Annotated in this window: 25 protein-coding genes and 2 tRNA genes; 11 read left to right on the plus strand and 16 right to left on the minus strand. The window is 54.5% G+C overall.

Going from position 1 to position 23,438, the window contains the following annotated elements; all coding sequences use genetic code 11:
• Positions 1 to 191: 191 nt before the first annotated feature.
• Positions 192 to 359, plus strand: a complete 168-nt coding sequence (gene rmf / locus FOV68_RS08315) for a ribosome modulation factor (RefSeq protein ID WP_008925875.1) — start codon at positions 192 to 194, stop codon at positions 357 to 359.
• A gap of 68 nt (positions 360 to 427) precedes the next feature.
• Here rmf and fabA read toward each other — a convergent pair whose 3' ends face one another.
• Positions 428 to 946, minus strand: a complete 519-nt coding sequence (gene fabA, locus FOV68_RS08320) for a bifunctional 3-hydroxydecanoyl-ACP dehydratase/trans-2-decenoyl-ACP isomerase (protein ID WP_031592836.1) — start codon at positions 944 to 946, stop codon at positions 428 to 430.
• 68 nt (positions 947 to 1,014) lie between these two features.
• The gene (locus tag FOV68_RS08325) at positions 1,015 to 2,883 is read right to left on the minus strand and encodes a Lon protease family protein (RefSeq protein ID WP_050491346.1); all 1,869 of its coding nucleotides are present in this window, start codon (positions 2,881 to 2,883) and stop codon (positions 1,015 to 1,017) included.
• 53 nt (positions 2,884 to 2,936) lie between these two features.
• Between FOV68_RS08325 and matP the strand changes: the two genes are divergently transcribed.
• A complete protein-coding gene (gene matP, locus FOV68_RS08330) occupies positions 2,937 to 3,404 on the plus strand; it encodes a macrodomain Ter protein MatP (protein ID WP_138919647.1) in 468 nt (155 codons plus the stop codon).
• A gap of 95 nt (positions 3,405 to 3,499) precedes the next feature.
• Here the strand turns inward: matP and ompA are convergent, their stop codons facing one another.
• Together ompA and sulA are read right to left on the minus strand one after the other, a co-directional pair.
• The gene (gene ompA / locus FOV68_RS08335; RefSeq protein ID WP_010255028.1) at positions 3,500 to 4,570 is read right to left on the minus strand and encodes a porin OmpA; all 1,071 of its coding nucleotides are present in this window, start codon (positions 4,568 to 4,570) and stop codon (positions 3,500 to 3,502) included.
• A gap of 350 nt (positions 4,571 to 4,920) precedes the next feature.
• Positions 4,921 to 5,412: an SOS-induced cell division inhibitor SulA gene (sulA, locus tag FOV68_RS08340; protein WP_010255031.1), complete on the minus strand. Its 492-nt coding sequence runs from the start codon at positions 5,410 to 5,412 to the stop codon at positions 4,921 to 4,923.
• A 210-nt stretch (positions 5,413 to 5,622) separates the two neighbouring features.
• Between sulA and FOV68_RS08345 the strand changes: the two genes are divergently transcribed.
• Positions 5,623 to 6,252 (plus strand): TfoX/Sxy family DNA transformation protein, encoded by a 630-nt coding sequence (locus tag FOV68_RS08345; RefSeq protein WP_109653163.1) that lies wholly within the window; start codon positions 5,623 to 5,625, stop codon positions 6,250 to 6,252.
• On the opposite strand, the gene yccS is transcribed toward FOV68_RS08345, so the two are convergent.
• Both yccS and FOV68_RS08355 read right to left on the minus strand, forming a co-directional pair.
• Complete coding sequence (gene yccS, locus FOV68_RS08350; RefSeq protein ID WP_052270880.1) at positions 6,249 to 8,408, minus strand: YccS family putative transporter; 2,160 nt, start codon at positions 8,406 to 8,408, stop codon at positions 6,249 to 6,251. The genes FOV68_RS08345 and yccS overlap by 4 nt on opposite strands.
• The gene (locus FOV68_RS08355) at positions 8,392 to 8,832 is read right to left on the minus strand and encodes a YccF domain-containing protein (protein ID WP_052270881.1); all 441 of its coding nucleotides are present in this window, start codon (positions 8,830 to 8,832) and stop codon (positions 8,392 to 8,394) included. The genes yccS and FOV68_RS08355 overlap by 17 nt, the downstream gene beginning before the upstream one ends.
• Before the next feature lie 123 nt (positions 8,833 to 8,955).
• Between FOV68_RS08355 and helD the strand changes: the two genes are divergently transcribed.
• Positions 8,956 to 11,010, plus strand: a complete 2,055-nt coding sequence (gene helD, locus FOV68_RS08360) for a DNA helicase IV (RefSeq protein ID WP_143990600.1) — start codon at positions 8,956 to 8,958, stop codon at positions 11,008 to 11,010.
• 1 nt (position 11,011) lies between these two features.
• On the opposite strand, the gene mgsA is transcribed toward helD, so the two are convergent.
• Positions 11,012 to 11,470 (minus strand): methylglyoxal synthase, encoded by a 459-nt coding sequence (mgsA, locus tag FOV68_RS08365; RefSeq protein WP_010246657.1) that lies wholly within the window; start codon positions 11,468 to 11,470, stop codon positions 11,012 to 11,014.
• Between the two features lie 69 nt (positions 11,471 to 11,539).
• A complete protein-coding gene (locus tag FOV68_RS08370) occupies positions 11,540 to 12,181 on the minus strand; it encodes a DUF2057 family protein (RefSeq protein ID WP_064704751.1) in 642 nt (213 codons plus the stop codon).
• 176 nt (positions 12,182 to 12,357) lie between these two features.
• Between FOV68_RS08370 and FOV68_RS08375 the strand changes: the two genes are divergently transcribed.
• Positions 12,358 to 12,777, plus strand: coding sequence for a CoA-binding protein (locus FOV68_RS08375; protein WP_010669789.1), 420 nt, complete (start codon positions 12,358 to 12,360; stop codon positions 12,775 to 12,777).
• 31 nt (positions 12,778 to 12,808) lie between these two features.
• Here the strand turns inward: FOV68_RS08375 and hspQ are convergent, their stop codons facing one another.
• Together hspQ and rlmI are read right to left on the minus strand one after the other, a co-directional pair.
• Positions 12,809 to 13,126, minus strand: a complete 318-nt coding sequence (hspQ, locus tag FOV68_RS08380) for a heat shock protein HspQ (RefSeq protein WP_010246651.1) — start codon at positions 13,124 to 13,126, stop codon at positions 12,809 to 12,811.
• Positions 13,127 to 13,185: 59 nt separating this feature from the next.
• On the minus strand, positions 13,186 to 14,376 hold the full coding sequence (gene rlmI, locus FOV68_RS08385) for a 23S rRNA (cytosine(1962)-C(5))-methyltransferase RlmI (protein WP_022625919.1): 1,191 nt from the start codon (positions 14,374 to 14,376) through the stop codon (positions 13,186 to 13,188).
• A gap of 85 nt (positions 14,377 to 14,461) precedes the next feature.
• Here rlmI and yccX point away from each other — a divergent pair, with 85 nt between their 5' ends.
• The gene (yccX, locus tag FOV68_RS08390; RefSeq protein WP_064704752.1) at positions 14,462 to 14,740 is read left to right on the plus strand and encodes an acylphosphatase; all 279 of its coding nucleotides are present in this window, start codon (positions 14,462 to 14,464) and stop codon (positions 14,738 to 14,740) included.
• Here yccX and FOV68_RS08395 read toward each other — a convergent pair whose 3' ends face one another.
• Positions 14,741 to 15,067 carry a TusE/DsrC/DsvC family sulfur relay protein gene (locus FOV68_RS08395; RefSeq protein ID WP_010246645.1) on the minus strand — a complete coding sequence of 109 codons (327 nt, stop codon included), beginning with the start codon at positions 15,065 to 15,067 and terminating at the stop codon, positions 14,741 to 14,743.
• A 104-nt stretch (positions 15,068 to 15,171) separates the two neighbouring features.
• Positions 15,172 to 15,825 carry an FtsH protease modulator YccA gene (gene yccA, locus FOV68_RS08400; RefSeq protein WP_003850014.1) on the minus strand — a complete coding sequence of 218 codons (654 nt, stop codon included), beginning with the start codon at positions 15,823 to 15,825 and terminating at the stop codon, positions 15,172 to 15,174.
• 220 nt (positions 15,826 to 16,045) lie between these two features.
• Between yccA and FOV68_RS08405 the strand changes: the two genes are divergently transcribed.
• From FOV68_RS08405 to agp, 3 genes are all read left to right on the plus strand, one after another.
• Positions 16,046 to 16,133: transfer RNA gene (locus FOV68_RS08405), tRNA-Ser, on the plus strand.
• A 67-nt stretch (positions 16,134 to 16,200) separates the two neighbouring features.
• Positions 16,201 to 16,288 (plus strand) — tRNA-Ser (locus FOV68_RS08410).
• 271 nt (positions 16,289 to 16,559) lie between these two features.
• Positions 16,560 to 18,263, plus strand: coding sequence for a bifunctional glucose-1-phosphatase/inositol phosphatase (agp, locus tag FOV68_RS08415; protein WP_186289723.1), 1,704 nt, complete (start codon positions 16,560 to 16,562; stop codon positions 18,261 to 18,263).
• A 65-nt stretch (positions 18,264 to 18,328) separates the two neighbouring features.
• Here agp and FOV68_RS08420 read toward each other — a convergent pair whose 3' ends face one another.
• Genes FOV68_RS08420 through wrbA form a run of 3 tightly spaced genes read right to left on the minus strand, consistent with a single transcriptional unit; the run spans position 18,329 to position 20,606 of the window.
• Entirely contained in the window at positions 18,329 to 19,702 is a 1,374-nt protein-coding gene (locus FOV68_RS08420) for an NAD-dependent succinate-semialdehyde dehydrogenase (RefSeq protein WP_052270885.1), read from the minus strand.
• Positions 19,703 to 19,755: 53 nt separating this feature from the next.
• On the minus strand, positions 19,756 to 19,986 hold the full coding sequence (locus FOV68_RS08425; protein WP_010669794.1) for a YccJ family protein: 231 nt from the start codon (positions 19,984 to 19,986) through the stop codon (positions 19,756 to 19,758).
• Positions 19,987 to 20,006: 20 nt separating this feature from the next.
• Positions 20,007 to 20,606, minus strand: coding sequence for an NAD(P)H:quinone oxidoreductase (wrbA, locus tag FOV68_RS08430; protein WP_022625914.1), 600 nt, complete (start codon positions 20,604 to 20,606; stop codon positions 20,007 to 20,009).
• 300 nt (positions 20,607 to 20,906) lie between these two features.
• Between wrbA and FOV68_RS08435 the strand changes: the two genes are divergently transcribed.
• Both FOV68_RS08435 and FOV68_RS08440 read left to right on the plus strand, forming a co-directional pair.
• Positions 20,907 to 21,080: a general stress protein gene (locus tag FOV68_RS08435; RefSeq protein ID WP_010246636.1), complete on the plus strand. Its 174-nt coding sequence runs from the start codon at positions 20,907 to 20,909 to the stop codon at positions 21,078 to 21,080.
• A 96-nt stretch (positions 21,081 to 21,176) separates the two neighbouring features.
• The gene (locus FOV68_RS08440; RefSeq protein ID WP_109653173.1) at positions 21,177 to 22,091 is read left to right on the plus strand and encodes a DMT family transporter; all 915 of its coding nucleotides are present in this window, start codon (positions 21,177 to 21,179) and stop codon (positions 22,089 to 22,091) included.
• A gap of 4 nt (positions 22,092 to 22,095) precedes the next feature.
• Here the strand turns inward: FOV68_RS08440 and rutG are convergent, their stop codons facing one another.
• Complete coding sequence (gene rutG / locus FOV68_RS08445; protein ID WP_010669797.1) at positions 22,096 to 23,424, minus strand: pyrimidine utilization transport protein G; 1,329 nt, start codon at positions 23,422 to 23,424, stop codon at positions 22,096 to 22,098.
• Positions 23,425 to 23,438: the final 14 nt, after the last annotated feature.

Here is a 23,438-nt window from a genome sequence, read left to right on the forward strand (position 1 = left end):
AAGATAGTGCTGTCGCATGCATCACAAAACGCCGTTATTTTTACCGATTAAGGTCACATTTATGACACTGGCATGAAGATTGGGCATTGATCTTTGGGTGCGCAGGAGGTAGAACATAAGGGTGGTTGAACATTAATTCACCACTTTTCTTTCCACCAGATTCCACAGACCTTACATGAGGGACACGGAGTATGAAGAGACAGAAACGAGACCGCCTCGAACGCGCCCATTCACGTGGTTATCAGGCAGGCATTACTGGACGCTCAAAAGAGATGTGTCCGTATCAGTTGATTGACGCTAAGTCTCACTGGTTGGGAGGTTGGCGACAAGCCATGGAGGACAGGTCGGTAGCTGCATAACCGGATGTCACTGAAAAGGGAATATAACCTCCGCCATGCGCGGAGGTTTTTGTTTCCGGGGGAAACGCTTAGAAAGCAGCGGTATCTTTAAACAGGCCGACTTTAAGATCGCTGGCGTTATAGATCAGATTACCGTCAACCAGCACTTCACCATCTGCCACGCCCATAACCAGTTTGCGGTTAATAACGCGTTTGAAGTGAATGCGGTAAGTCACTTTTTTCGCATCTGGCAGGACCTGCCCGGTGAATTTCACTTCACCCACGCCCAGCGCACGACCTTTACCTTCGCCGCCCAGCCAGCCCAGATAGAAACCAACCAGCTGCCACATGGCATCAAGGCCCAGACAACCCGGCATCACCGGATCGCCAATAAAGTGACAGCCGAAGAACCAGAGATCAGGATTGATATCCAGCTCCGCTTCAACAAAGCCTTTGTCATATTTGCCGCCGTCTTCGGTCATTTTGACCACGCGGTCCATCATCAGCATGTTGCCGGATGGAAGCGGCGGACCATTTTCGCCAAACAGTTCACCACGACCTGACAGAATCAGATCTTCTTTGGTATAGGATTCGCGTTTATCTACCATGTTTTCAATAAGCCTTGTTTTAGTGAATCACGAATATTAGCGAACAGTTGTACGCTGAGCAAATCGGATTAACGGTGGTTGAACCAGTTAAGCCAGCGCAGCGCCCAGGGACGTTGCGGACCGTCCGGCTGGTTGAACAGGCTAATGCGTTCCTGGATGGTATTCAGCAGGCAATCGCCCAGGCCATCCTCGGTACTCCAGATTTTACCGGTCAGCAGCGGTAGCGCTTCATCAGCACGGTCAATAGCCCAGATATGGAAATGACCCTGTTCAACTGCACTGACAACCGCCTGGCTGAGACTGAGATGACGGACATTGCTGGCGGGAATAATCACACCCTGCTGACCTGTCAGTTCTCGCTGATGGCAGATATCAAAGAAGCCTTCGATTTTCTCATTCAGTCCGCCCACCGGTTGTACGTTGCCGAACTGATCAACCGAGCCGGTCACCGCAATTTGCTGATTGATGGGCTGATTAGCCAGCGCGCTGATTAAGGCACAGAGTTCAGCCAGTGAAGCACTGTCACCATCCACCTCGGAGTAAGATTGCTCAAAGACCATTGAGGCCGAGAAGGGCAGTTGCTGATCGAGTTCCAGCTCGGCAATCAGGTAAGCCTGCATAATCATCATGCCTTTAGCATGAATATTACCGCCCAGCTCCGCTTTGCGCTCGATATCCATGAATTCACCATCGCCGGGATGTACCACGCAGGTAATACGCGAGGGATCGCCCCAGGCACGGGGATGGCCAGGATATTCAACGACCGACAGGCCATTAATCTGACCGACCACTTCGCCTTCGGTTTCAATCAGAATCTGTCGCAGCAGGATCTCGTCACGCATCCGCTCATTGAGATAATTCTCGCGCCACAAACGCGCTTCCAGCGCATCACGCAGCGCTTCAGCGTTCAGTTCATCGCCCATCAGGGCCGATTCGCGCATCTGGCGTTGGAGCCAGCGGGGGCAGAGTGGCAGCGTTTCCTGATCGCCGCTGTAGCGGACGCCTTCTTTAATCAGTTCTGGCCAGAAGTCCGCTTCCGGCTGGGGCAGACCCGCCTGTTGCGCCAGTTCGATGTTCCAGCGACACCAGGCAAGCATGTCATCTTCATCCAGAATCTGAATATTCTCTTCAAATTCAGTATAGATGGCCATTTCGTGAGCTTCGGGATCCAGCTCCTGAAATTCTGCCAGCGCTTCCCGATCGCCACACAGGACCAGTTTCAGATTGAGCGGCAAGGGAGGAATCGAAACTGGCAGCGGCCGGCGTTCATCCTGAGATGTCCACTCAACATAGCCCTGCTCAATACACTTTTTCAGGCGCAACCAGAGAATCGGCTGCGTCATCAGGCTACGCAGGGAAAGCAGCAGCGTGCCGCCATTAGCTTGATGGATCAGGCCCGGTTCCAGCTGGATGCGATCTTTATACTGGCGCACGCAACCAAACAACTGCTCCATCTCAATCCATTCAGCAAAGTGAATACCACCCTGACTGGTGAATGGGCGTTGAGGATCGGAGGGGGGCTGGAGCGTGACGTTGTCGGCCATGATATGGTAATCACCGCCGAATAGAGTGGTACTGTCGGCCATAACCCGCTCTGCGGCCTGGGCAATGAATGTCAGATAATCGCGGTTCTCCTGGCTACGAACCAGCAGTAACGGGAACCCCTGCGTCTGATGGTGTAAATGCGCCAGTGCATTCAGCAACCGGGGCTGTACCGTTGCCAGAGCATCAGTTTCTTCATCAGCAATTCGGGAGAAAACGGATTGGTATTGCGCGCTATCTGGCTGTAAGGTCTGCCACGTAAGTTGAGTGCTGGTCAAAATAATCGCATTTGTCTGTTTTAAGAAAAGCGAGATTATACAGGATTCACCCTTGTTAAGCACTGCAGACTTCCTGTTGAAGATGTGATGGTGACAGCATGTTTTTCGTTGCTGCATCCGGGAAAAAAGCTGTTATTCTTAGTTCGTTACGTGATCACGATGAGATTCCGATGAAATACCAGCAACTCGAAAATCTTGAATGTGGATGGAAGTGGAAATACCTGGTGAAAAAACATCGGGAAGGTGAACTGATCACGCGTCACCTTGAATTAAGCGCGGCGCAGGCAGCAGTGGATAAGCTGCTGGCAATGGAAAATAATCCGGTTACAGTGAATGAATGGATCGCAGAACATATTCACGCTGATCTGGATAACCGACTGAAGCAAACCATCCGTGCCCGACGGAAACGCCATTTCAACGCTGAGCATCAGCATACGCGAAAAAAATCGATAGACCTGGAGTATCTGGTCTGGCAGCGACTGGCAGGTCTGGCACAGCGGCGCGGCTGCACGCTCTCTGAAACGATTGTTCAGCTGATAGAAGATGCAGAACGTAAAGAGAAATATGCCACTCAGATGTCGAGTCTGAAGCAGGATTTGCAGGCGATTCTGGGTAACTCCGGTTCAGAGAGCGAATAATCGGGCAGGGTAATCAGAGCCTTTACTTTTCAGTCCGGTTTTATTACCGGCATAAAAAAACCCCGCCTTAGCGGGGTTTTTTATTACGTGTAAACTTAAGCCTGTGGCTGAGTTACAACGTCTTTGATACCTTTAACGTCGATTTCTACACGACGGTCCGGCGCCAGGCAGTCGATCAGGGCATTACGGCCTTTCACGCTGTCACAGGTGTTGCCGGTAACTGGGTTAGATTCACCCATGCCACGTGCAGAGATCTTGTTAGAAGGAATACCTTTAGATACCAGGTAATCTACGACTGACTGAGCACGTTTCTCAGACAGTTTCTGGTTGTACTGCTCTGAACCGATGCGATCGGTGAAGCCCAGTACGACAACGGAACCATCTTTAGGATCCATTGAGCTCAGCTGGCTGTACAGCTGATCCAGAGCCTGCTGGCCTTCTGGCTTCAGGGTAGATTTGTTGAAGGTGAACAGAACGTCAGACTTCAGAGTGAAACGCTTGGTTTCAACAACTGGAGCTGGTGCCGGAGCCGGAGCTGGCGCCGGAGCAGCGACGTCATCCTGACCGAAGCGGTATGAAACGCCTACGCTCAGCATGCCGTTGTCTGGACGAGTACCAACGGTCTGTGCATCACCGATGTTGTTAACCCACTGGTAATCCAGGCGGGTAGCCCAGTTTTTGGTCAGCGCATATTCAACACCAACAGCAGCCAGCGGAGATACGCCGGTGTCGTGGTCGCTGATGCGGCCAGTAGTTGGGTTAGTCTGCGTTGAGTCTGCACGCCATACCATGCCGCCCAGACGAGTATACACGTCCAGATCGTCATAGATTGGGTAGCTCAGTTTAGCAGCCAGCTGAACGCCCTGTGCTTTGAATGCGCCGTTAGTCACGTTGCCTTTGTTAGGCATGCGACCCAGCCAGTCATAGCCCAGCTCGAAGCCCAGGTATGGATTTGCCTGGTAACCAACGAATGCACCTGCACCCAGCTGGCTTTCATGAGTTGGACCGTCATTGTTTTCGTAACCGTTACCGTAGTAACCAGTGTCGTGATACTGAGACCAGCCCAGTTTAGCACCGGTGTACCAGGTGTCATCTTTCGGAGCGGCCTGCGCTACGGTAGCGAAGCCAGCCAGTGCCACTGCAATTGCGATAGCTGTCTTTTTCATTTTGCGCCTCGTTATCATCCAAATAGGCAATGAGCAAAAAGGTTGCTCTTGGTTTAAATCCTTCGCCGGGTCAAAACGCTCGCTTATGACTCTACCGCAAAAAACGGAGGTTATTGAGCACCCTGGCGAGCTAAAGTCTACAACGAGATTGGAAACTTACAAGTATGATGTGAGGCGCTTATGTAAAAAAACAGCGATTTATACACAATTTCTAACAATTAGGCTGGTCTTATTGCCGCGGCAAAAAGCCTTAAAAACTTGCTAAACCATTGTCAACGCTCGAACTAACAGAATCAGTGGTTTAGCTGCGACAGATAAGAAAAATAGCTTGGGAAACTTCTGATTTTTACTTAATGAAACAAATCCGACTGAATTTTTATCGCAGTTTGCGGTCTGAGAGGCGCTTCCGATGTCCCGCTTGCACGCAAAATCAATCCCAGCGCTTCACCCTCTGCCGCCGCATTTTCAAGTTGACGTCGTTCATCTTCGTCAAGATCGTAAGGAATCCATGCCAGAACGACACTGTAATTTCCTGTACGCAATGCTTTGACCATCGCTTCAACCGCATTCAGACGTTCAGAATCGGCGATATGCATACTTTTATCCAGTGGTAATCCTGATTCCTGCAGCCAGGTGCGATTCAGTTTATATGCCGGTGTTAACCACAACTGCCAGCGCGATTGCTGACTCAGCTGCTGCAATAATGGCAACAGCAACATCTGCATCATACCCGGCTGTTCGCTGTAGCGTAACTCAGTAATTCCACCGCCCTGAGAGGCCGGAACGGAAGAGGACGCATAATGATGAGCATAGCGTGAATTATTAGGATGTTGTGTTCGCATAAGTTAATCACCAGCAGTAGACTGTATGAATATACAGTACTGTCATCCTGGATAAAGATCAACCCAAATTTCGGAAAACGCCTCGCAAAATCGCGACAAGATTAGTTGAAACGCTATTTATTCGTTGAACCCGCTGAAGCTTTTTTTTATCTTCTAATTACCTGATACCCAAGGTAATTTACGATATATTTCTTACATGGAGGTGGTGCAATGAAAAAGGTGAATCCGGTTGTAGAGCGCTCCAGAGCGCGCCTGGCCCCATTAGGAACAATAGAGTCGCGCACCCAGTTCGGAGGCTATGCCCTGGCTGTAGAAAGTGTGGTTTTTGCCTTAATTAATAAAGACGAACTCTATCTGCGCGCCAGTGAACCTCTGCGGGAATACCTTACAGATCGTCCGCTGCAACCCCTGATTTTTCGCAAGCGGGGCAAGCTGGTGAGTCTCAATTACTTTCGGGTCGATGAGGCGTTATGGCGCGACCCTGATCATCTGCTGGCGCTCTCCGCTGCCTCTTTAGAAACGGCGCAGCTGGAGTTGCAGGACCGCCAATCCTCACCGCGGTTAAAAGATCTGCCAAATCTCAGCGTACGTATGGAGATGATGCTGTACGAGGCGGGCGTCATGAGCGTCAATCATCTTTACCAGATGGGGGCTAAACAGTGCTGGCTGAAGCTAAAAGCGATCAACCAGCACGTTGGGTTCCAGACGTTACTTGCGCTGCAAGGGGCCATCACGGGCCACCATGCCGCCGCGTTGCCGCAGGCGACACGGGCGGAGCTGAATGCGTGGTTCCAGCGCACGCTTTTATCAAACCCCAATCTCAGCGGCGGTGAAGGCTAATCAGTGATTAGCGTGCGGCGCAGGCGAGCCACATCGGGCATTAATGCCACCAGCAGACCGAGTTGCTGGAGCACCAGCGGCGCACGCGTATCCGCATCTGCGGCCAGTTGGCTGATTCGCTGAGCCAGTTGATGGCGCATCGTTTCAACGTGCTCATCGCTGACAACTTCCGTCTGAAGGACATCCTCCACATAGCAAACCGTATCATCCAGCAATGTCAGCAGTTCGGGTGCGGTAATTTTATCGCGATGGGCGCCCAGCGCAGAAATGTAACTCAGAAACGAATGGTTGGAGCAAAGCAGCTGAAAAGCCGAATCGCGCAGCTTCTGGCTGGTGCGGCTTTCACTGCTCATATTTGAGACCACCGACGCCAGTTCAGCATCCGCGTTATGCGCATCACGCCGTGCAATGCGATAGGCGAGACGGTTATCTTTGCCCTGATGATATTGCTCCATGATCGCGTCCAGATAGCGACAATTCGCTTTCAGCGTTCGTTCTGCCACGGCAGGTAACTGACGAAAGCGCCAGTCAGGCCAGATAAACGCGACAGCCAGCCAGGCCAGGCCACAGCCCAGTAAGGTATCCACTACCCGTGGCAGGGCAACTTCAAACCCTTCACCCAGCAGGTTAAAGCAGAGCAGCACCAGCAGAGTGATAAACAGCGTGGCCTGTGCATACTGCACCTGCCTGAAAGCGAAGAACAGTACGCCCGTGATCACTATCAGGATTAACTGACCTTCAATCGAAGGCACCAGCCATAAAACGGGCAGACCAATGGCAATCCCCGCCAGCGTTCCGCCGATGCGCAAGGCCAGTCGTCGCTGCGTTGCATTGTAGTTGGGCTGGCAGACAAACAGGCTGGTCAGCAAAATCCAGTATCCCCGCTCCAGTCCGGTTACCTGAATAAAACCATATCCAATACAGAGCACCACTGACATGCGAACCGCATGCCGGAACAGCGCCGATGCGGGAGAAAGGTGGCGGCTGAAGCGCAGTCGGATATCACTCCAGCCACTCAATCCTTCGCGTGACAGCAGATTGTCACTGTGCTGAGGATCTTCACCGGCCAGCGTCTGTTCTGATTCAATCGAAGCAAGCTGTGCGTCGATGGCGCGCAGGTTGCGCAGCAGCCAGAAAAGAGCACGGGTATGCGTAGCGTCGGGATCATGCTGCTCCAGACGTTCTATCGCTTTCTGTAATCGTTCAAATGCACGCTCAAAACGGCTGTCATGCACCCACCTTTGACGCATCAGAATGCAATGTGCCAGCTGGCGACAGGCCTGAGCCTGCATATTCAGCAGGCGCTGAAAGCGAAACAGAATTTCGTTGTAGCGCCAGTCGCCGCGCAGCAGATGATATTGCAGATGGGAAGAGCTGGCCCGTTCATGAATATCCTGCGCCACAAAGTAGTAGTGCAGACTACGGCGGGTGCCGCGCGACCCGCGATCGCCGCGCAGACGACTCTGCAGTGTGGTCTTGGTCAGATTAAGTTGCGCCACTAGCTGGCTGTTGACCATCGCCGCATCGATAAACGCGGCATCATCCTGATCGCCCGCGTCGGGATCGAAAAGATTCGCTTTGGCATCAAGGTAACGCGCCAGTTGTGAAAAACTCCCGGCCAGCTGTTCCTGCACCGGCCGGACCGGAAACATCAGATGGCCCAGTAATGTCAGCAGGTTGTACCACAGCGCGCCGACCAGCAGCAGCATCGGCTGCATATACCACTGGCTGAACAGTCCAATGCCGAGCATGGTATAGACCGCAATCAGCAGAGCACCAAAGGCGATAGTCGCGTAGCGCTGGCCAAGGGCGCCCAGCAGAATAAAGCCCCAGGTCGAGATTGCCAGCCCGATAATAAAGGCGAACGGATAGGGAAACAGTAACTCGACTGAAACCGAGGCGATGCAGAAGCAGAGCAGGGTAATCAGCAGATTCTTCAGGCGACCGGCCAGGCGATCATCGAGATCGGCCAGCGCAGCAGCGACCACTCCCAGCGTCAGAGGGATCGTCCACTCAATCTGATGCAGCCACCAGGGAATGGCGGCGCAGCCACTCAGTGCAAACAGGATCCGCAGCAGATAGCGCCACGTACTGTTAAACAGATATTTGCGCCAGCCTGGCACGGCATCCGACATCATATTAGTAGCGGCGGGCATTGGCTTCGCGTGCGGCACGCGCCTCTTCCACCGACACCACCCTGCGCCCAACCGGCCAGAGCGCGATAGCGGCGATCTTAAAGTTCGCAATTCCTACCGGAATACCGATGATACTGATGCACTGCACAATCCCTACGGAGATATGGGAAAGGCAGAGCCACCAGCCGAAGAAAATCAGCCAGAAGATATTCAGAAAGGTGCCGCCGGTATTCAGAATATGACTCTTACTTTCCGGACGCAGCACATCAATATGCACCGCCTCGTTGCCAAACGGCAGCAGCGAGAGTTTGGTGATTTCCCAGCAGGAGCGGGTCAGTGGCAGGGTAAAAATCAGCACGATGCTGATTAACGTGGCAAACAGCCAGCTCAGGGTGGTGAAAAAACCGCCCAGAACAAAATTAAGAATATTTAAAACGGTGCGCATGATCTTCTTTTCCTTTTGCATTCCGCAAGATGTGACGCCAAGTTTAGCCTGTTTTAAGGCTGGAGCGCTAAGGGTCTGACAGGTAAACTCCCCCTAATCCTATTCTCTGACGTTGGTGTCGGCGTGGAACTGAAAGCAACCTCGATGGGCAAACGGCTTGCCCAGCATCCTTATAATCGTGTCCGTTTAATGGCGGCAGGCGTCGAAGTCAGCGGCGATAAGCATGAGTATCTGATCCCCTTTAACCAGTTACTGGATATCGCCTGCAAGCGCGGGCTGGTGTGGGGCGAGCTGGAGTTTTTGCTGGCCGATGAAAAAGTGGTCCGCCTGCATGGCACGGAATGGCAGGAAACGCAGCGCTTTCACCACTATCTGCTGCAGGCCTGGCAGAGCTGGAGTCTGGAGATGAGCGCAGTGTGCCGCGAGGTGCTGCAGACGCTACGCGACGAAATCGAGGCGTTTGGCGCGCAGGATCGCTGGCTGAACCGCCACGAGTTGCAGGCGCTGAAAACCAACATCCTCAAACAGTTCGATGCGTTGCCGATGCCGCTCTCCCGCTTAAAAGATTTTGCTGACTGCCGGGATAACTGGCAATTCTGTCAGCGCTGGCTGGAGCAGGGCGAAACGGCGTTGCGGCAGCGAAACCGCGACTGGACGGCCGCCATGCTGACCCGCTATCAGGATTTCTTTGCCAGCGTCGAGAGCACGCCACTCAATCAGTCGCAATGTGAGGCGGTGGTTAATGGCGAGAATTCTCTGCTGGTGCTGGCAGGCGCAGGCAGCGGTAAAACCTCGGTGCTGGTGGCCCGCGCAGGCTGGTTAATGCAGCGCAAGCTGGCCAGCGCCGATCAAATCCTGTTACTGGCATTTGGCCGCCAGGCGGCTGAAGAGATGAACGCACGTATCCAGTCGCGGCTCTCCGCCGCTGACATCCAGGCGCGGACCTTTCATTCTCTGGCGCTGCATATTATTCGTGAAGGCAGTAATAAGCAGCCGGTTATCAGCAAACTTGAGAGTGATGCCGATGCGCGTCGCACGCTGCTGATCCAGCAGTGGCGGCAGCAGTGTCATGAGAAGAAGGCGCAGGCAAACGGCTGGCGTCAGTGGCTGCGTGATGAACTGGAGTGGGAGTTGCCCGATGGGCCATTCTGGGAGGACGACAGGCTGGCAAACCGGCTGGCGTCACGACTGGAGCGCTGGCTCGGTCTGATGCGTATGCATGGCGGTGCGCAGCCAGCGATGATCGCCGACGTGCCCGAAGAGATCCGCGATCTCTTCAGTAAGCGCATTAAACTGATGGCACCGTTGCTGAAAGCGTGGAAGAGCGCATTAAAAGAGGAGGGCGCGGTCGATTTCTCGGGTCTGATTCACCAGGCGATTGCCATTCTGGAAAAAGGACGGTTTATCAGTCCGTGGAAACACATTCTGGTGGATGAATTCCAGGATATCTCGCCTCAGCGTGCCGCGTTGCTGAGCGCATTGCGCCAGCAGAATAAGCGTACCGCACTGTTTGCTGTTGGCGATGACTGGCAGGCCATCTACCGCTTTAGTGGGGCGGAGATGACGCTGACGACGGCATTCCATCACTATTTTGGTGAGGGAGACCGCTGCGTACTGGACACAACCTACCGTTTTAACGACCGCATCGGCGACATTGCTAACCGGTTTATACAACAAAATCCGCAGCAGCTGGCAAAACCGCTGAACAGCATTACCAAAGGCAATAAAAAGTCGATTTCGCTGCTGGCGCAGGATCAGCTGGAAGCCTTGCTGAACAAACTCAGCGGTTACGCGAAGCCTGATGAGCGAATTCTGCTGCTGGCGCGTTATCACTATCTGCGACCGGATTTACTGGATAAAGCCAGAACCCGCTGGCCAAAGCTCAATCTGGAATTTATGACGATTCATGCCAGCAAAGGTCAGCAGGCAGATTACGTCATTCTGCTGGGATTACAGCAGGGTAAAGAGGGCTTCCCGGCAGAGGCGCGCGAATCGATTATTGAACAGGGCTTATTACCGCAGCCAGAAGCGTTCCCTGATGCAGAAGAGCGCCGTCTGGCCTATGTGGCACTGACGCGTGCGCGTCAGCAGGTTTTTCTGATGTTCGATAAGGCAGCCCCGTCACCGTTTGTCGATCACTTCCGCGAGCTGGGTGTGCCGGTGTTGCGTAAAGCCTGAGTTACTTCAGACGATCGGCCAGATAGCGCTGATAGTCGGGGATCATAATCTCAACGCTTTGCGCAAACAGTGGCGACTGAATGATAAAGTCAGCCGTGGAGCGGTTAGTGGCTACCGGGATATTCCATACGGTAGCCAGACGCAGCAGCGCTTTGACATCCGGATCGTGCGGCACTGCGTTGAGTGGATCCCAGAAGAAAATCAGTGCATCGATCTTCCCTTCCGAAATCAGCGCACCCACCTGCTGATCGCCGCCCATCGGGCCGCTCAGCATGGCTGTCACATTCAGACCGGTATCGCGATTGATCAGATTACCGGTAGTGCCGGTAGCATAGAGGATGTGCGATTCCAGCGCGGGCTGGTTTTGTTTCACCCAGTCAAGCAGGGCGGCTTTGCAGTGGTCGTGGGCGACCAGCGCGATATGTTTTGTGGTGCCGAGGGTACGAACAGTCTGTTCCATAAAGGCGTCCTGGTAAGGCTCATGCGCAAGAAGAGAGAGCACGAGTGTACCTCTGGCCTTTCGACTCTATCAACTCGTACGTAGCATTTTGACCAGCGTCAGAAGCTGCTGACGCGTGGCTTCATCGAAGCGGTGAAACCAGCGGTGCAGCGAGGGCAGTTCGGCCTGAGTGGTCCAGTCCAGATCGGCGGTAAGCCGGACGGAAGAGGGCGTAGCAGAAGTGGTATTTGCAAACCGGGGCACAGAGGCAATCTGGCGGGTGCGATTATAATTCAGCATCGCTTTTTCCATATCTGCGGATGTGGTGACCGGCAGGTGGTCGCGCACGCTGGTAATCTCCGTGCCTTTTTCATCCACCAGCTGAAAGTTCAGGCTGCGGTCAAAATGATAACGCTCGCGTTTTGTCTCCAGCGCAGGCAACCGAATGGTGATGGTTTTGGCTACCGCGGTGAACGTGACGATCATCGGCACCGATTGATAAGCGATGACGTTCTCTTTCTGACCTTTGCGCTGCTGCTCTACCCGAAACAGAAACTGATGCTGACCGCGGTCCAGCTCCAGGCTGTCTGCGCCTTTGAGGAGGGAGCCTGAAATTTTTCGACCATCCAGCACCAGCAAATCGATCTGAGGATCGAGCTTTAATGTGATGGCAGAACAGGACGCCGAAACGAGGAGGGTAAGTAACCCCGTTACAGCCAGCGACAGCTTCATTTCAACTCCGGTAACTGAAGACACAAAGGATGGTGTGTAGCAAATTCTTACATTATGGCAGTTAATTTACATTTAAACATATTTATTCGTGCGCGGGTTCAATTAATTTCGCTGAGGGCTTACCCGCTAAAGGGCACGCCAATCTACACTCAACACTGGCCTGAAAGGAGATAAACATGAACGATCAGACAATTCGTGAGGTGCTGACGCGCACCCAACGTATCGCCTTAGTCGGGGCAAGCGACCGCCCCGAACGTCCCAGTTACGGTGTGATGAAATATCTGCTCGATCAGGGGTATGAGGTGATCCCGGTCAGCCCGAAACTGGCAGGGAAAACGCTGCTGGGGCAGCAGGGGTATGCCAGCCTGGCGGATGTACCGGGCAAGATTGATATGGTGGATGTCTTTCGCAATTCTGAAGCCGCGTGGGGCGTGGCCCAGGAGGCTATCGCCGTGGGGGCAAAAACATTATGGCTGCAGCTGGGTGTGATTAATGAGCAGGCGGCGGTACTGGCACAGGATGCGGGCATGACGGTGATTATGGATCGCTGCCCGAAGATTGAAATTCCGCGTCTGGGAATAACGCGTCAGAAATGATGAGTGTGGCGGCAGAGCGTGCCGCCACTAATTAGTGTCGCAGATGAGGTGCCTGTAATTGCTGACGTACCGATGCTGCCAGCTCATCCATTGAAGGCTGTTCAGGGTGTTCAATGCTGGTTTCGCCGGAAAGCTGAATCTCAGCAACATAGGTATGTACCTGATCGCCTTCCTCATCTTCCATCACCACATGATACCAGGGTGCGGTGCGCATTTTCTCTTCCGCGCCAACATCTTCAATTTTAGGCTCATCTAACGAGTATTCAGGATCGACATCGACGATAACGCCCAGTACGCCGGACAAACGATGACGAACCTGCTGACCAATACCAAATTTACTGGCAATCATTGTGACCTCCCAAAAAAAAGCTCTCTTACCAATATGGGGGCAGGAGCCGTTTTTTCAAGTCACATTACGCGGCAGGCGAAACCTTTCAGGTAGAGACCTTCCGGATAGCTGGCGATCACCGGATGATCCGCGGCCTGGCGGAACTGTTCGATAAACTGTACTTCACGGCCCGCATCCAGCGCGGCATCAGCGATGATCTTCTGAAACAGATCGGTGGCCATCAGACCGGAGCAGGAGAAGGTCATTAATACGCCGCCCGGATTCAGTAACTGAATGGCAAGCATATTAATGTCTTTATAGCCGCGACAGGCGCCCATCAACTGGCTTTTGTTTTCAACGAACTTTGGCGGATCCATAATGATCAGATCGAATTTCTCGCCACTGTCCCGATAACGGCGCAGCAGTTTGAAAACATCATCACGCTCAAATTGCGCGCGGGAGAGATCCAGCTCATTGAGTTCAACGTTCTGACGGGCAACGTCCAGCGCCTCCTGTGAGGTATCCACGCTGATCACTTCTTTACAGCCACCCATCAGCGCAGAAACCGCGAATCCGCCGGTGTAAGAGAAGCAGTTAAGGACGCGGGCATCCTGCGCGTAACGACGCGTGGCGAGACGGCTGTCACGCTGATCAAGGTAATAGCCGGTTTTGTGACCGCCCTGGATATCCACCAGCAGCTTCATGCCATGTTCGGTAATCGGCAGCAGCGGCGGTGGCAGTTCACCGGTAACGGTGCCCTGCGTCAGCGCCAGCCCCTCTTTCTTACGAACGGCGACGTCAGAACGGTCATAGATGGCGCAGCCAGGGAAACAGTGCTGCAGGGCGGTGATGATCGCTGCACGCTGATATTCAGCGCCTGCTGAGAGCAGTTGCATCACTAAAAAGTTGCCAAAGCGGTCGATGGTGACGCCCGGTAAACCATCAGATTCACCGGCGATCAGGCGATAGCTGTCCAGACCATCGCGGGCCGCCAGCCATTCGCGCCACTGCTGCGCCTGTTCAAACCGGCGGACAAAGAAGGCGATATCGATGGATTCATCGGCCTGCCAGCTCCAGACGCGGGCGCGGATCTGCGACTCGGGTGAATAAGCGGCGCGAGCCAGCCATTTACCGTTGCTGTCACAAACGTCAATGGTTTCACCCAGTTGCGCTTTACCTTCCAGACGCGCAACGGCACCTGAAAAGACCCATGGATGGCGACGGAGCAGGGACTTTTCACGTCCCTTTGCGAGAATCAATCTGACTGTCATAGTTTGCTATGCTTACCTGAAAAAATGAGGCGCCATTGTCCGGTGGATAACGGGAAATTGCAACGAACAGCAGCAGGAGAGAATAATGTCAGCAGCCTGTTTTAAAGCATGGGTTCATGGCCGCGTCCAGGGCGTCGGGTTTCGTTACAGTACTCAGGCAGAAGCCAGGACGCTGGGCGTACTGGGCTATGCGCGAAATCTGGATGACGGCAGTGTCGAGGTGCTGGCCTGGGGTGAGGCGGAGCAGGTCGATGCGCTGATCGCCTGGCTTAAAGCGGGCGGGCCACGCAGCGCGCGCGTTGAAAAGGTGCTGGTGGAGCCGCACCAGCCCGCAGAGCTGCCCCGCGATTTTACGACCGGTTAATTACAGACATTTCGCCGGCTTAGGCAGGCCGGCGATTTTTGTCGCCTGTTTAGCCGGCCCTTCAGGGAACAGGCGGAACAGATAGCGGCTATTGCCTTTCTCTTCCCCATATTTCTGCGCCATCGCCTTCACCAGCATTCGCACGGCAGGGGAGGTGTTATATTCCAGATAAAAGGCGCGCACAAAATGGACCACTTCCCAGTGTGCTTCGGTCAGGGTCAGGCCTTCCTGATCGGCGATGTGGACAGCCAGTGCTTCACTCCAGTCGCCGGGATGCTTCAGATAGCCTTCGGCATCAACGGCGATTTCGTTACCGTTAAAATTCACGTGACATCCTCTTAGTAAATGACGGCGCAGTTTATCAAACCTGGCGGGCAGTAAAAGCAAAAACCCCGCCGAAGCGGGGTTTTACAGGCTACTGTCACTGCGGATTAGTTACTGCGGGCAAACCCCAGCAGGCTCAGCAGGCTGACAAAGATGTTATAGAGCGAAACATAGAGGCTAACCGTCGCCCGGATGTAGTTGGTTTCGCCACCATGAATGATGTTGCTGGTTTCCCACAAAATCGCACCGGCTGAAAACAGAATGAACAGGGCGCTGATGGCCAGATGCAATGCAGGCAGCTGCAGGAAGATATTGGCTACGACAGCAACCAGCAACACAACGAAACCTGCCATCATCATGCCGCCGAGGAAGGACATATCACGACGGGTGGTCAGCACGTAGGCCGAACAGCAGAAGAACACCAGCGCCGTGCCGCCCAGCGCCAGCGCTATCACGTCACCCATGCCTGCGGTTAAGAATGAGCTCAGGATAGGCCCCAGGCAATAACCCAGGAAGCCCGTAAAGGCAAAAGCGGCCAGGATGCCCATCGGGCTGTTAGCCAGACGGTAAGTTAAAAACATCAAGCCATAGAAGCCAACCAGCATCAGGATTAAACCCGGCGCAGGCAGGGCCAGCAGGGTGCTGGCGGTAGCCGTAACGGCTGAGAAGGCCAGAGTCAGTCCGAGAAGAAAATAGGTATTGCGCAGAACTCTGTGCGTAGACAGCAGTGAGGACTGCGATGAGGTGACAATTCTTTCCATGTTGCGCTCCTTTAAGCAGAACACCAAATATGTGCCGAGAATACGCAGGCCATTAAAGAGGGAAAAGGCGTTTTACCCTTCTTTACGCGCTAAACTGCTAATTGTTTGAGCAGAGTGGCGATTTTGACACCGAAAAATCACAATCTGGCTGTTTTTCAGGCGAATAGACAGATAGGTGCTTTACATCCCTAAACGGGGTGTTTATAGTGCGCGTCATTGCGGAGGGGTGGCCGAGCGGCTTAAGGCAGCGGTCTTGAAAACCGCCGATGGGAAACCATCCGAGAGTTCGAATCTCTCCTCCTCCGCCACTTTATCTGCCCTGGGCAATAAAGCGGCAAAAATAAATATTTTGCCAATGCAGTACAGTTTCAAAACGGAGGGGTGGCCGAGCGGCTTAAGGCAGCGGTCTTGAAAACCGCCGATGGGAAACCATCCGAGAGTTCGAATCTCTCCTCCTCCGCCACATTTTACAGGCCAGCACTCAGTGCTGGCCTGTTTCGTTTCTGCCCTCACTGTTTCTTCTTCCTGTCTGAAAAAAGCGTGTCTCTCTCTGTGACGCGTGGCTGCGCATTCATCTCTCAGGTGCATCTCTGCTATAGTCCACTCACCGTTTTTGCAAACATCTGGCGCTTTTCTGAGGCGAGCTGAGTTACACTGTTGATTACATCGCTCTGAGGCGAGCTAATCGGTTGATAGCCAGAGTGTTTCTTTACTGAATGAATGGAATAGGCACAATGATCAAGAAACTGAGTCTTTGCGCATTGTCAGTGCTCGCTGCATTGCCGGTCGGAACGGTAGCATTTGCTGCTGAGGGTGATATGCAGCTGCAACAGGTGCTGATGTTAAGTCGCCACAATCTGCGTGCACCGCTGGCTGATAATGGCAGCGTGCTGGCGCAGTCGACCAAAAAGAGCTGGCCGCAGTGGGATGTTCCCGGCGGACAGCTGACTACTAAAGGTGGTGTGCTGGAAGTCTACATGGGTAACTACACCCGTCAGTGGCTGGCACAGCAGGGCCTGGTGAAGAACGGCAGCTGTCCTGACAGCAATAACGTCTTTGTTTACGCCAACAGCCTGCAGCGCACTGTGGCCACCGCCCAGTTCTTTGTTAATGGCGCCTTCCCGGGCTGTGACGTCGCTGTCACTCATCAGGATGAAATGGGCTCCATGGATCCTATTTTCAATCCGGTTATCACAGATGGCAGTGAAGCATTCAATAAGAAAGCGCTGGCTGAGATGGCCGCTGCGAATGAAAAACTGTCGCTGAAGCCTGCCTTCCAGCGCCTGGAAAAGATTGTCGACTACAAAGCATCGCCTGCCTGCAACAATAAAAAGCAGTGTGACCTCAGCAGTGGTCAGAACACCTTCAGCGCTGAAAATGGTAAAGAACCGAATGTCAGTGGCCCGCTGAAAACGGGGAATTCCCTGATGGATGCGTTCACGCTGCAATATTACGAAGGTTTCCCGCTGGATCAGGTTGCATGGGGCCAGATCAAAACGCCTGAGCAGTGGAAAGAGCTGTCAGCGATTAAAAATGGTTACCAGGATGCGCTGTTTACCAGCCCGGACATTTCCCGTGAAGTGGCGGCACCGCTGGTGGACTACATCCGCAGTCAGTTAGTGGATCAGGACAAAGCCAACGCGCCAAAAATTACGCTGATGGTAGGCCATGACTCAAACATCGCCTCGCTGCTGAGCGCGTTGCAGGTCAAGCCTTATGAACTGCCTGATACCTTCGAAAAAACGCCGATTGGCGGTCAGGTTGTTTTCGAACGCTGGCATGATGCGAAAAATGATAAAGACCTGCTCAAAGTTGAGTACGTCTATCAGAGCGCCGATCAGCTGCGCAACGCAGACGTGCTGAGCCTGAAGAACCCACCGAAGCGCGTTACGCTGCAGCTGACGGGTTGTGAGACCGATGCAAACGGCTATTGCAGCTGGGATCAGTTCTCTCAGGTGCTGAATGCTGCGCTGCAGGGCACGCCAATGCAGCCAGCGGCGGCACCACAACCGGTAGCCCAGTCTGACAACGACAGTGCGAAAGCCGCAGCGACGAATGACGCTGCTGCTGATAAGGCTGAAGCGGATAAAGCGACCGCAGCTAAAGAGAAGGCTGACGCCGATAAAGCTGCCGCTGAGAAGTCTGAAGCGGATAAAGCCGCCGCTGAAAAAGCAAAAGCGGACAAAGCAGCAGCCGATAAAGCTGCAGCCGAGAAGGCAAAAGCGGACAAGGCAGCAGCCGATAAAGCTTCAGCCGAAAAGGCAAAAGCGGACAAAGCAGCAGCCGATAAAGCCGCCGCTGAGAAAGCGAAAGCGGACAACGCGGCAGCGAAATCAGCCAGTGCCGATAAAAGCGCGGCTGACCAGGCTAACGCCTCGAACACGCCTGCAACAGCGCGCAACGACGAATCAAAGTCAGCGGCTGTGGCAACACAGTAATCGCGCTATCCGGCCGATAATAAAAAACCCCGTCGAGACGGGGTTTTTTTATGGCTGCAAGGCGGTTAACCCGCCACGACCACCAGTTTCTGGTTAGCAAACTCTTTGATGCCCAGATCAGACAGCTCACGGCCATAACCTGAACGTTTCACGCCACCAAAGGGCAGTTCCGCTGAGGTGTCGCTCTGGGAGTTGATAAACACCATGCCGGTTTCAATGGCGGAGGCCAGTTTACGACCCCGTGCAATATCGCGTGTCCAGACCGAGCCGCCCAGACCATAGTGAGAGTCGTTCGCCAGCGCCACAGCCGCCTGATCGTCACCTATGACATAAACCTGCGCGACCGGACCGAAGAACTCCTGATAATAGGCGGGATTATCCGGGGTAATGCCAGTGAGAATGGTTGGCTGATAGTAGCAACCTGCACCGTCAACGGCTTTGCCGCCCGTGACCAGTTTTGCGCCATTGGCGACGGCTTCGTCTACCTGTTTCACCAGGCGGTCACGCGCGTCAGCGGAGGAGAGCGGGCCAAGCGTGGTCTTCTCATCCAGCGGATCGCCCAGCGTAGCGGAACTCAGTGCAGCGCTGAACTGGCTGATAAAGCGATCGGCAATCTTCTCATGCAGAATAAAACGTTTTGCGGCGGTACAGACCTGGCCGCAGTTGCTGAGGCGAGCCTGCACACCCTGACGTACCGCTTCGTCGAGATCGGCATCATCCAGCACCACAAACACGTCATTGCCACCCAACTCCAGCGTCGATTTCTTAAGATGCTTACCGGCCTGCTCAGCCACGGCGCTGCCAGCGCGCTCGGATCCGGTCAGGGCGACACCCTGCACCCGGTCGTCAGCAATCAGATCGGCGACCTGATCGGTGGAGATGAACAGGTTAGTCCAGGCCCCTTCAGGCGCACCCGCTTCACGAACCAGCTTTTCAAAGATATCGGCACAGTGCGGAACGATATTGGCATGTTTTGCCAGCACCGGGTTACCCAGCGCCAGGTTAGGTGCCAGCACGCGCATCAGCTGATAGTAAGGGAAGTTCCACGGCTCGACGGCGACTAAAACGCCAATCGGGTGATACTCAACCCAGGCTTCGCCCAGATCGCTGGGATAGGACTGCGGCTGCAGAATACGTTCCGCATTCTCTGCGTAGTAGCGGGCAATCTGCGAGCAGATTTTCACTTCTCCGCGGCTCTGACCAATCAGTTTACCCATCTCTTTACTGGCGATGGTGGCCAGTTCTTCCGCGCGGCTATCAATCAGGTCAGCCAGTTTTTTCAGTACCTGCAGACGCGGCTGAATATCACCTTTACTCCATGAAGAATGGAAAAGGCGATCGGCCACTTCGAGGGCATGGCTGACGGCGGCTTCATCGTGTGACGGCCAGCTTTTCAGCAACTGGTTGTTTGCGGGATTAATGCTTTGATAGGAAGACATAGCGTACTCCTTGGTGTGCTAAAAATTGAGGGCGGGAAAGTCCCGCCCCTGAATCAGACGTTCTTACGTTCTACGGGCTTGTCATCCCAGGTCAGGAGATCTTTATCGGTTTTTTCAAAGGCGCGAATCAGCACGTCATCACTGCCTTGCTGACGCCAGATCTCTTCTGCCAGTTTTTCATCGTAATTGGCCACTTCGAAGATGGCCTCAGCAATTTCAGGGGAGGTATGACGCAGACTGGCCCATTCGCCAACGTGATGTGCTTTTGATTGTTCAGTAGACATACTTTTCTCCTTTGATTAAATCAGTCCTGCAGTTTGACTGTCAGTCCGGCCACATGTTCACCCTGGAAACGGGCGATATTGAGTTCTGCTTCGGTAGGCTGACGCGAACCATCGCCGCCCGCCAGTGTGGTGGCTCCATAAGGCGTGCCACCGCGAACCTGAGAAATATCGAACAACTCTTTGGTGCCGTAGCCGATTGGCACAATCACCATGCCGTGATGCGCCAGGGTGGTCCAGACAGACGTGATGGTCTGTTCCTGACCGCCGCCGGTGCCGGTTGAGGTAAAGACGCTGGCAACCTTGCCAAACAGCGCGCCTGACGCCCAGAGTCCGCCGGTGCGATCCCAGAAGGTACGCATCTGTCCGGCCATGTTGCCGAAGCGGGTCGGGGTACCGACGATAATTGCGTCATAGTGCGGCAGCACCTCAGGCGTGGCTTCTGCTGCCTGCTGATCGGTTTTGCCGCCCACCTGTGCAAAGCGATCGGCCTCCATCGTTTCTGGTACCCGCAGGATATCCACTTCCGCGCCGGGAACCCGACGAGCGCCTTCTGCAACCGCGTTCGCCATTGTTTCAATATGTCCGTACATCGAGTAGTAGAGCACCAGAATCTTAGCCATTGATCTCTCCAGATGGTTTTGACGTCCAGAAAAAGTATAGAAGAGCTTTCGTTTTACGCAGGCGATGCCGAAGCCGAAGCGGAGGAGTCGGGCAATAAATCAGCAGCTAATCGGTTGTAAGTCGGCAGAGTGTTCGTTGTTTAGCCAAATTTCTGGTGATTACTCTGTTGCTAAATGTGACTGGCGGAAGAGTGAAAGGATAATCTGGCTATTATTTAAACATGGGCTGCTCCCGGGTTTCGGGCCGTCAGCCCTCTGTTTTTAATTCTTAATTATCGCACTACGCGACAGGAGCAAATCATGACAACACATCGTGGGGGTTCTGGAAATTTTGCTGAAAACCGTGAACGTGCCGCAGAAGCGGGACGTAAAGGGGGAAAAAACAGCGGCGGTAATTTTAAAAACGATCCGCAGCGCGCCGCGCGCGCGGGTGAGAAGGGGGGACGCAGCAGCCCTAAAAAACCGGACGCATAACCCCACCCTGCCGCCGGTGGAGACCGGCGGTTAACGTCGTTGCTTTTCCCCCTCGCTCTCCCCACAATATTGTCCGGACACATCATCAGGTGAATTATGTCGGACACACTCCGCGGTTTAACCCTGCGCCTGACGCGGCAGGAGCTGGTATTACTATTCATAACCATGATCTGGGGCGGCACCTTTCTGGTGGTGCATCGTGCGATGCAATATTCCGGCCCGTTCTTCTTTGTCGGCCTGCGTTTTGCCACCGCCGCGCTGTTGCTGGCGATCTTTTTCCGCCGTTATCTGGCAGGTATGACCTGGCTGGAGGTGAAAGCGGGGGCGCTGATTGGCCTGTCGATCGCCGGGGGCTATGGTCTTCAGACCTGGGGAATGCAGACCATCTCCAGCAGTCAGTCCGCCTTTCTCACCGCGCTCTATGTCCCTGTTGTGCCGTTGCTGCAATGGCTGTTTCTGCGCCGTCCGCCGGGATTGATGTCGTGGCTGGGGATTGTACTGGCGTTTACCGGCCTGCTGCTGGTGGCCGGGCCGCAGGATGGTCGCATCACTCTGAATGCGGGTGAAATAGCGACGCTGATCAGTACCCTGGCGATCGCTGCCGAAATCATCTTAATCAGCCGCTATGCCGGTAAGGTCGATGTGCGCCGTGTGACCCTGATCCAGCTGGCGGTGGCGTCGCTGTGCGCCTTTGGTCTGATGATCCCCAATGGGGAAACGGTGCCTGCCATCTCAACACCGCTGCTGCTCAGCGCGCTGGGGCTGGGTGCGGCCAGCGCCCTGATTCAGGTCACCATGAACTGGGCGCAACGCAGCGTTTCGCCGACCCGCGCCACGGTGATTTATGCCGGGGAACCGGTCTGGGCCGGCGTCGTGGGGCGTATTGCGGGTGAGCGCCTGCCTGCGCTGGCGTTGCTGGGCGGGGCGCTGATCGTCTGCGGGGTGATCGTCAGTGAGCTGCGGCTGAAACGAAAAAAAGCGGTGCAGCCTGCTGCCACACCGCTGGAGTAGTTAGTTAACCCTGCTGTCGCGCCAGTGGCTTGTCCTGCTTTGCCGCACTGCGTCGGCGCAGAATAGCATTGAGGATAATCGCGCCAAAGGTGGCGGTACCGATACCCCCCAGCGTGAAAGAACCAATTTTCAGCGCGAAATCACCAGCTCCGAGCACCAGTGTGGTCGCCACCATGATCAGGTTACTGTTCTGGCCTAAATCGACATGGTTCTGCACCCAGATGCGGGCACCCGCTACCGCAATCAGCCCGAACACCACGATGGATGCGCCGCCAATCACCGGGGCCGGAATGGTGTGGATCAGCGCACCAAACTTCGGCGAGAAACCGGCGAGGATGGCGATGACAGCCGCGGCGACAAACGCCAGCGTAGAGTAGACTTTGGTCACCGCCATCACCCCGATATTTTCGGCATAGGTGGTGACGCCACTGCCGCCTATCGAACCGGAGAGCATGGTGGCCAGGCCATCGCCAACAAAAGCGCGTCCCATGTAAGGATCGAGATTGCGTCCGGTCATGCCCGCCACCGCTTTCAGATGCCCGAGGTTTTCAGCCACCAGAATGATCGCCACCGGGGCGATAAGCACCATCGCCTGCAGATCAAAGGTGGGAGCGGTGGTGTGCGGCAGGCCAAACCAGGCGGCCTGTGACAGCAGCGTAAAATCGACCGGCTTACCCAGCCCCAGACCGTTGGTCAGTAGCGCATAGATCGCCCAGGCCAGAATCAGGCCGACCAGAATCAGCAGTCGCTGAATCATCCCGTGGGTAAACACCGCCACCAGACCGATACAGAGCACGGTCATCACCGCAACCCAGCTGTCGAATGACGAGGCGGAGACGCTGTGAACTGCAATCGGGGCCAGATTCAGCCCTATAGCCATCACCACCGCACCGGTCACGACCGGCGGCATCAGGTTTTCAATCCAGCGCGTGCCGGACTTCATCACCACCAGACCAATCAGCGTGTAGAGCAGGCCGCAGGCGATCACGCCGCCCAGCGCCACGCTGAGATTGGGATTCAGCCCCTGACCGCTGAAGCCAGTTACCGCAATGACCACGCCGACAAAGGCAGCGCTCGACCCGAGATAGCTGGGCACCCGACCGCCGGTTATAAAGAAGAACAGCAGCGTGCCTATACCCGAGACCAGAATGGCCAGGTTGGGATCCAGCCCCATCAGCAGGGGCATCAGCACCGTTGCGCCAAACATCGCCACCGCATGCTGTAAACCCAGCACCAGCGTCTGCCCCAGAGGCAGGGTCTCATCCGGGGCGATAATACCGTTTTCTGTTAATGCCGACTTCTTTTGCCATTGCGGAAACCAGGATCGTGCCATCGTCTACTCCAGAG

This window comes from Pantoea sp. paga, from assembly GCF_007558755.1.
Classification (GTDB): Bacteria; Pseudomonadota; Gammaproteobacteria; order Enterobacterales; family Enterobacteriaceae; genus Pantoea; species Pantoea agglomerans.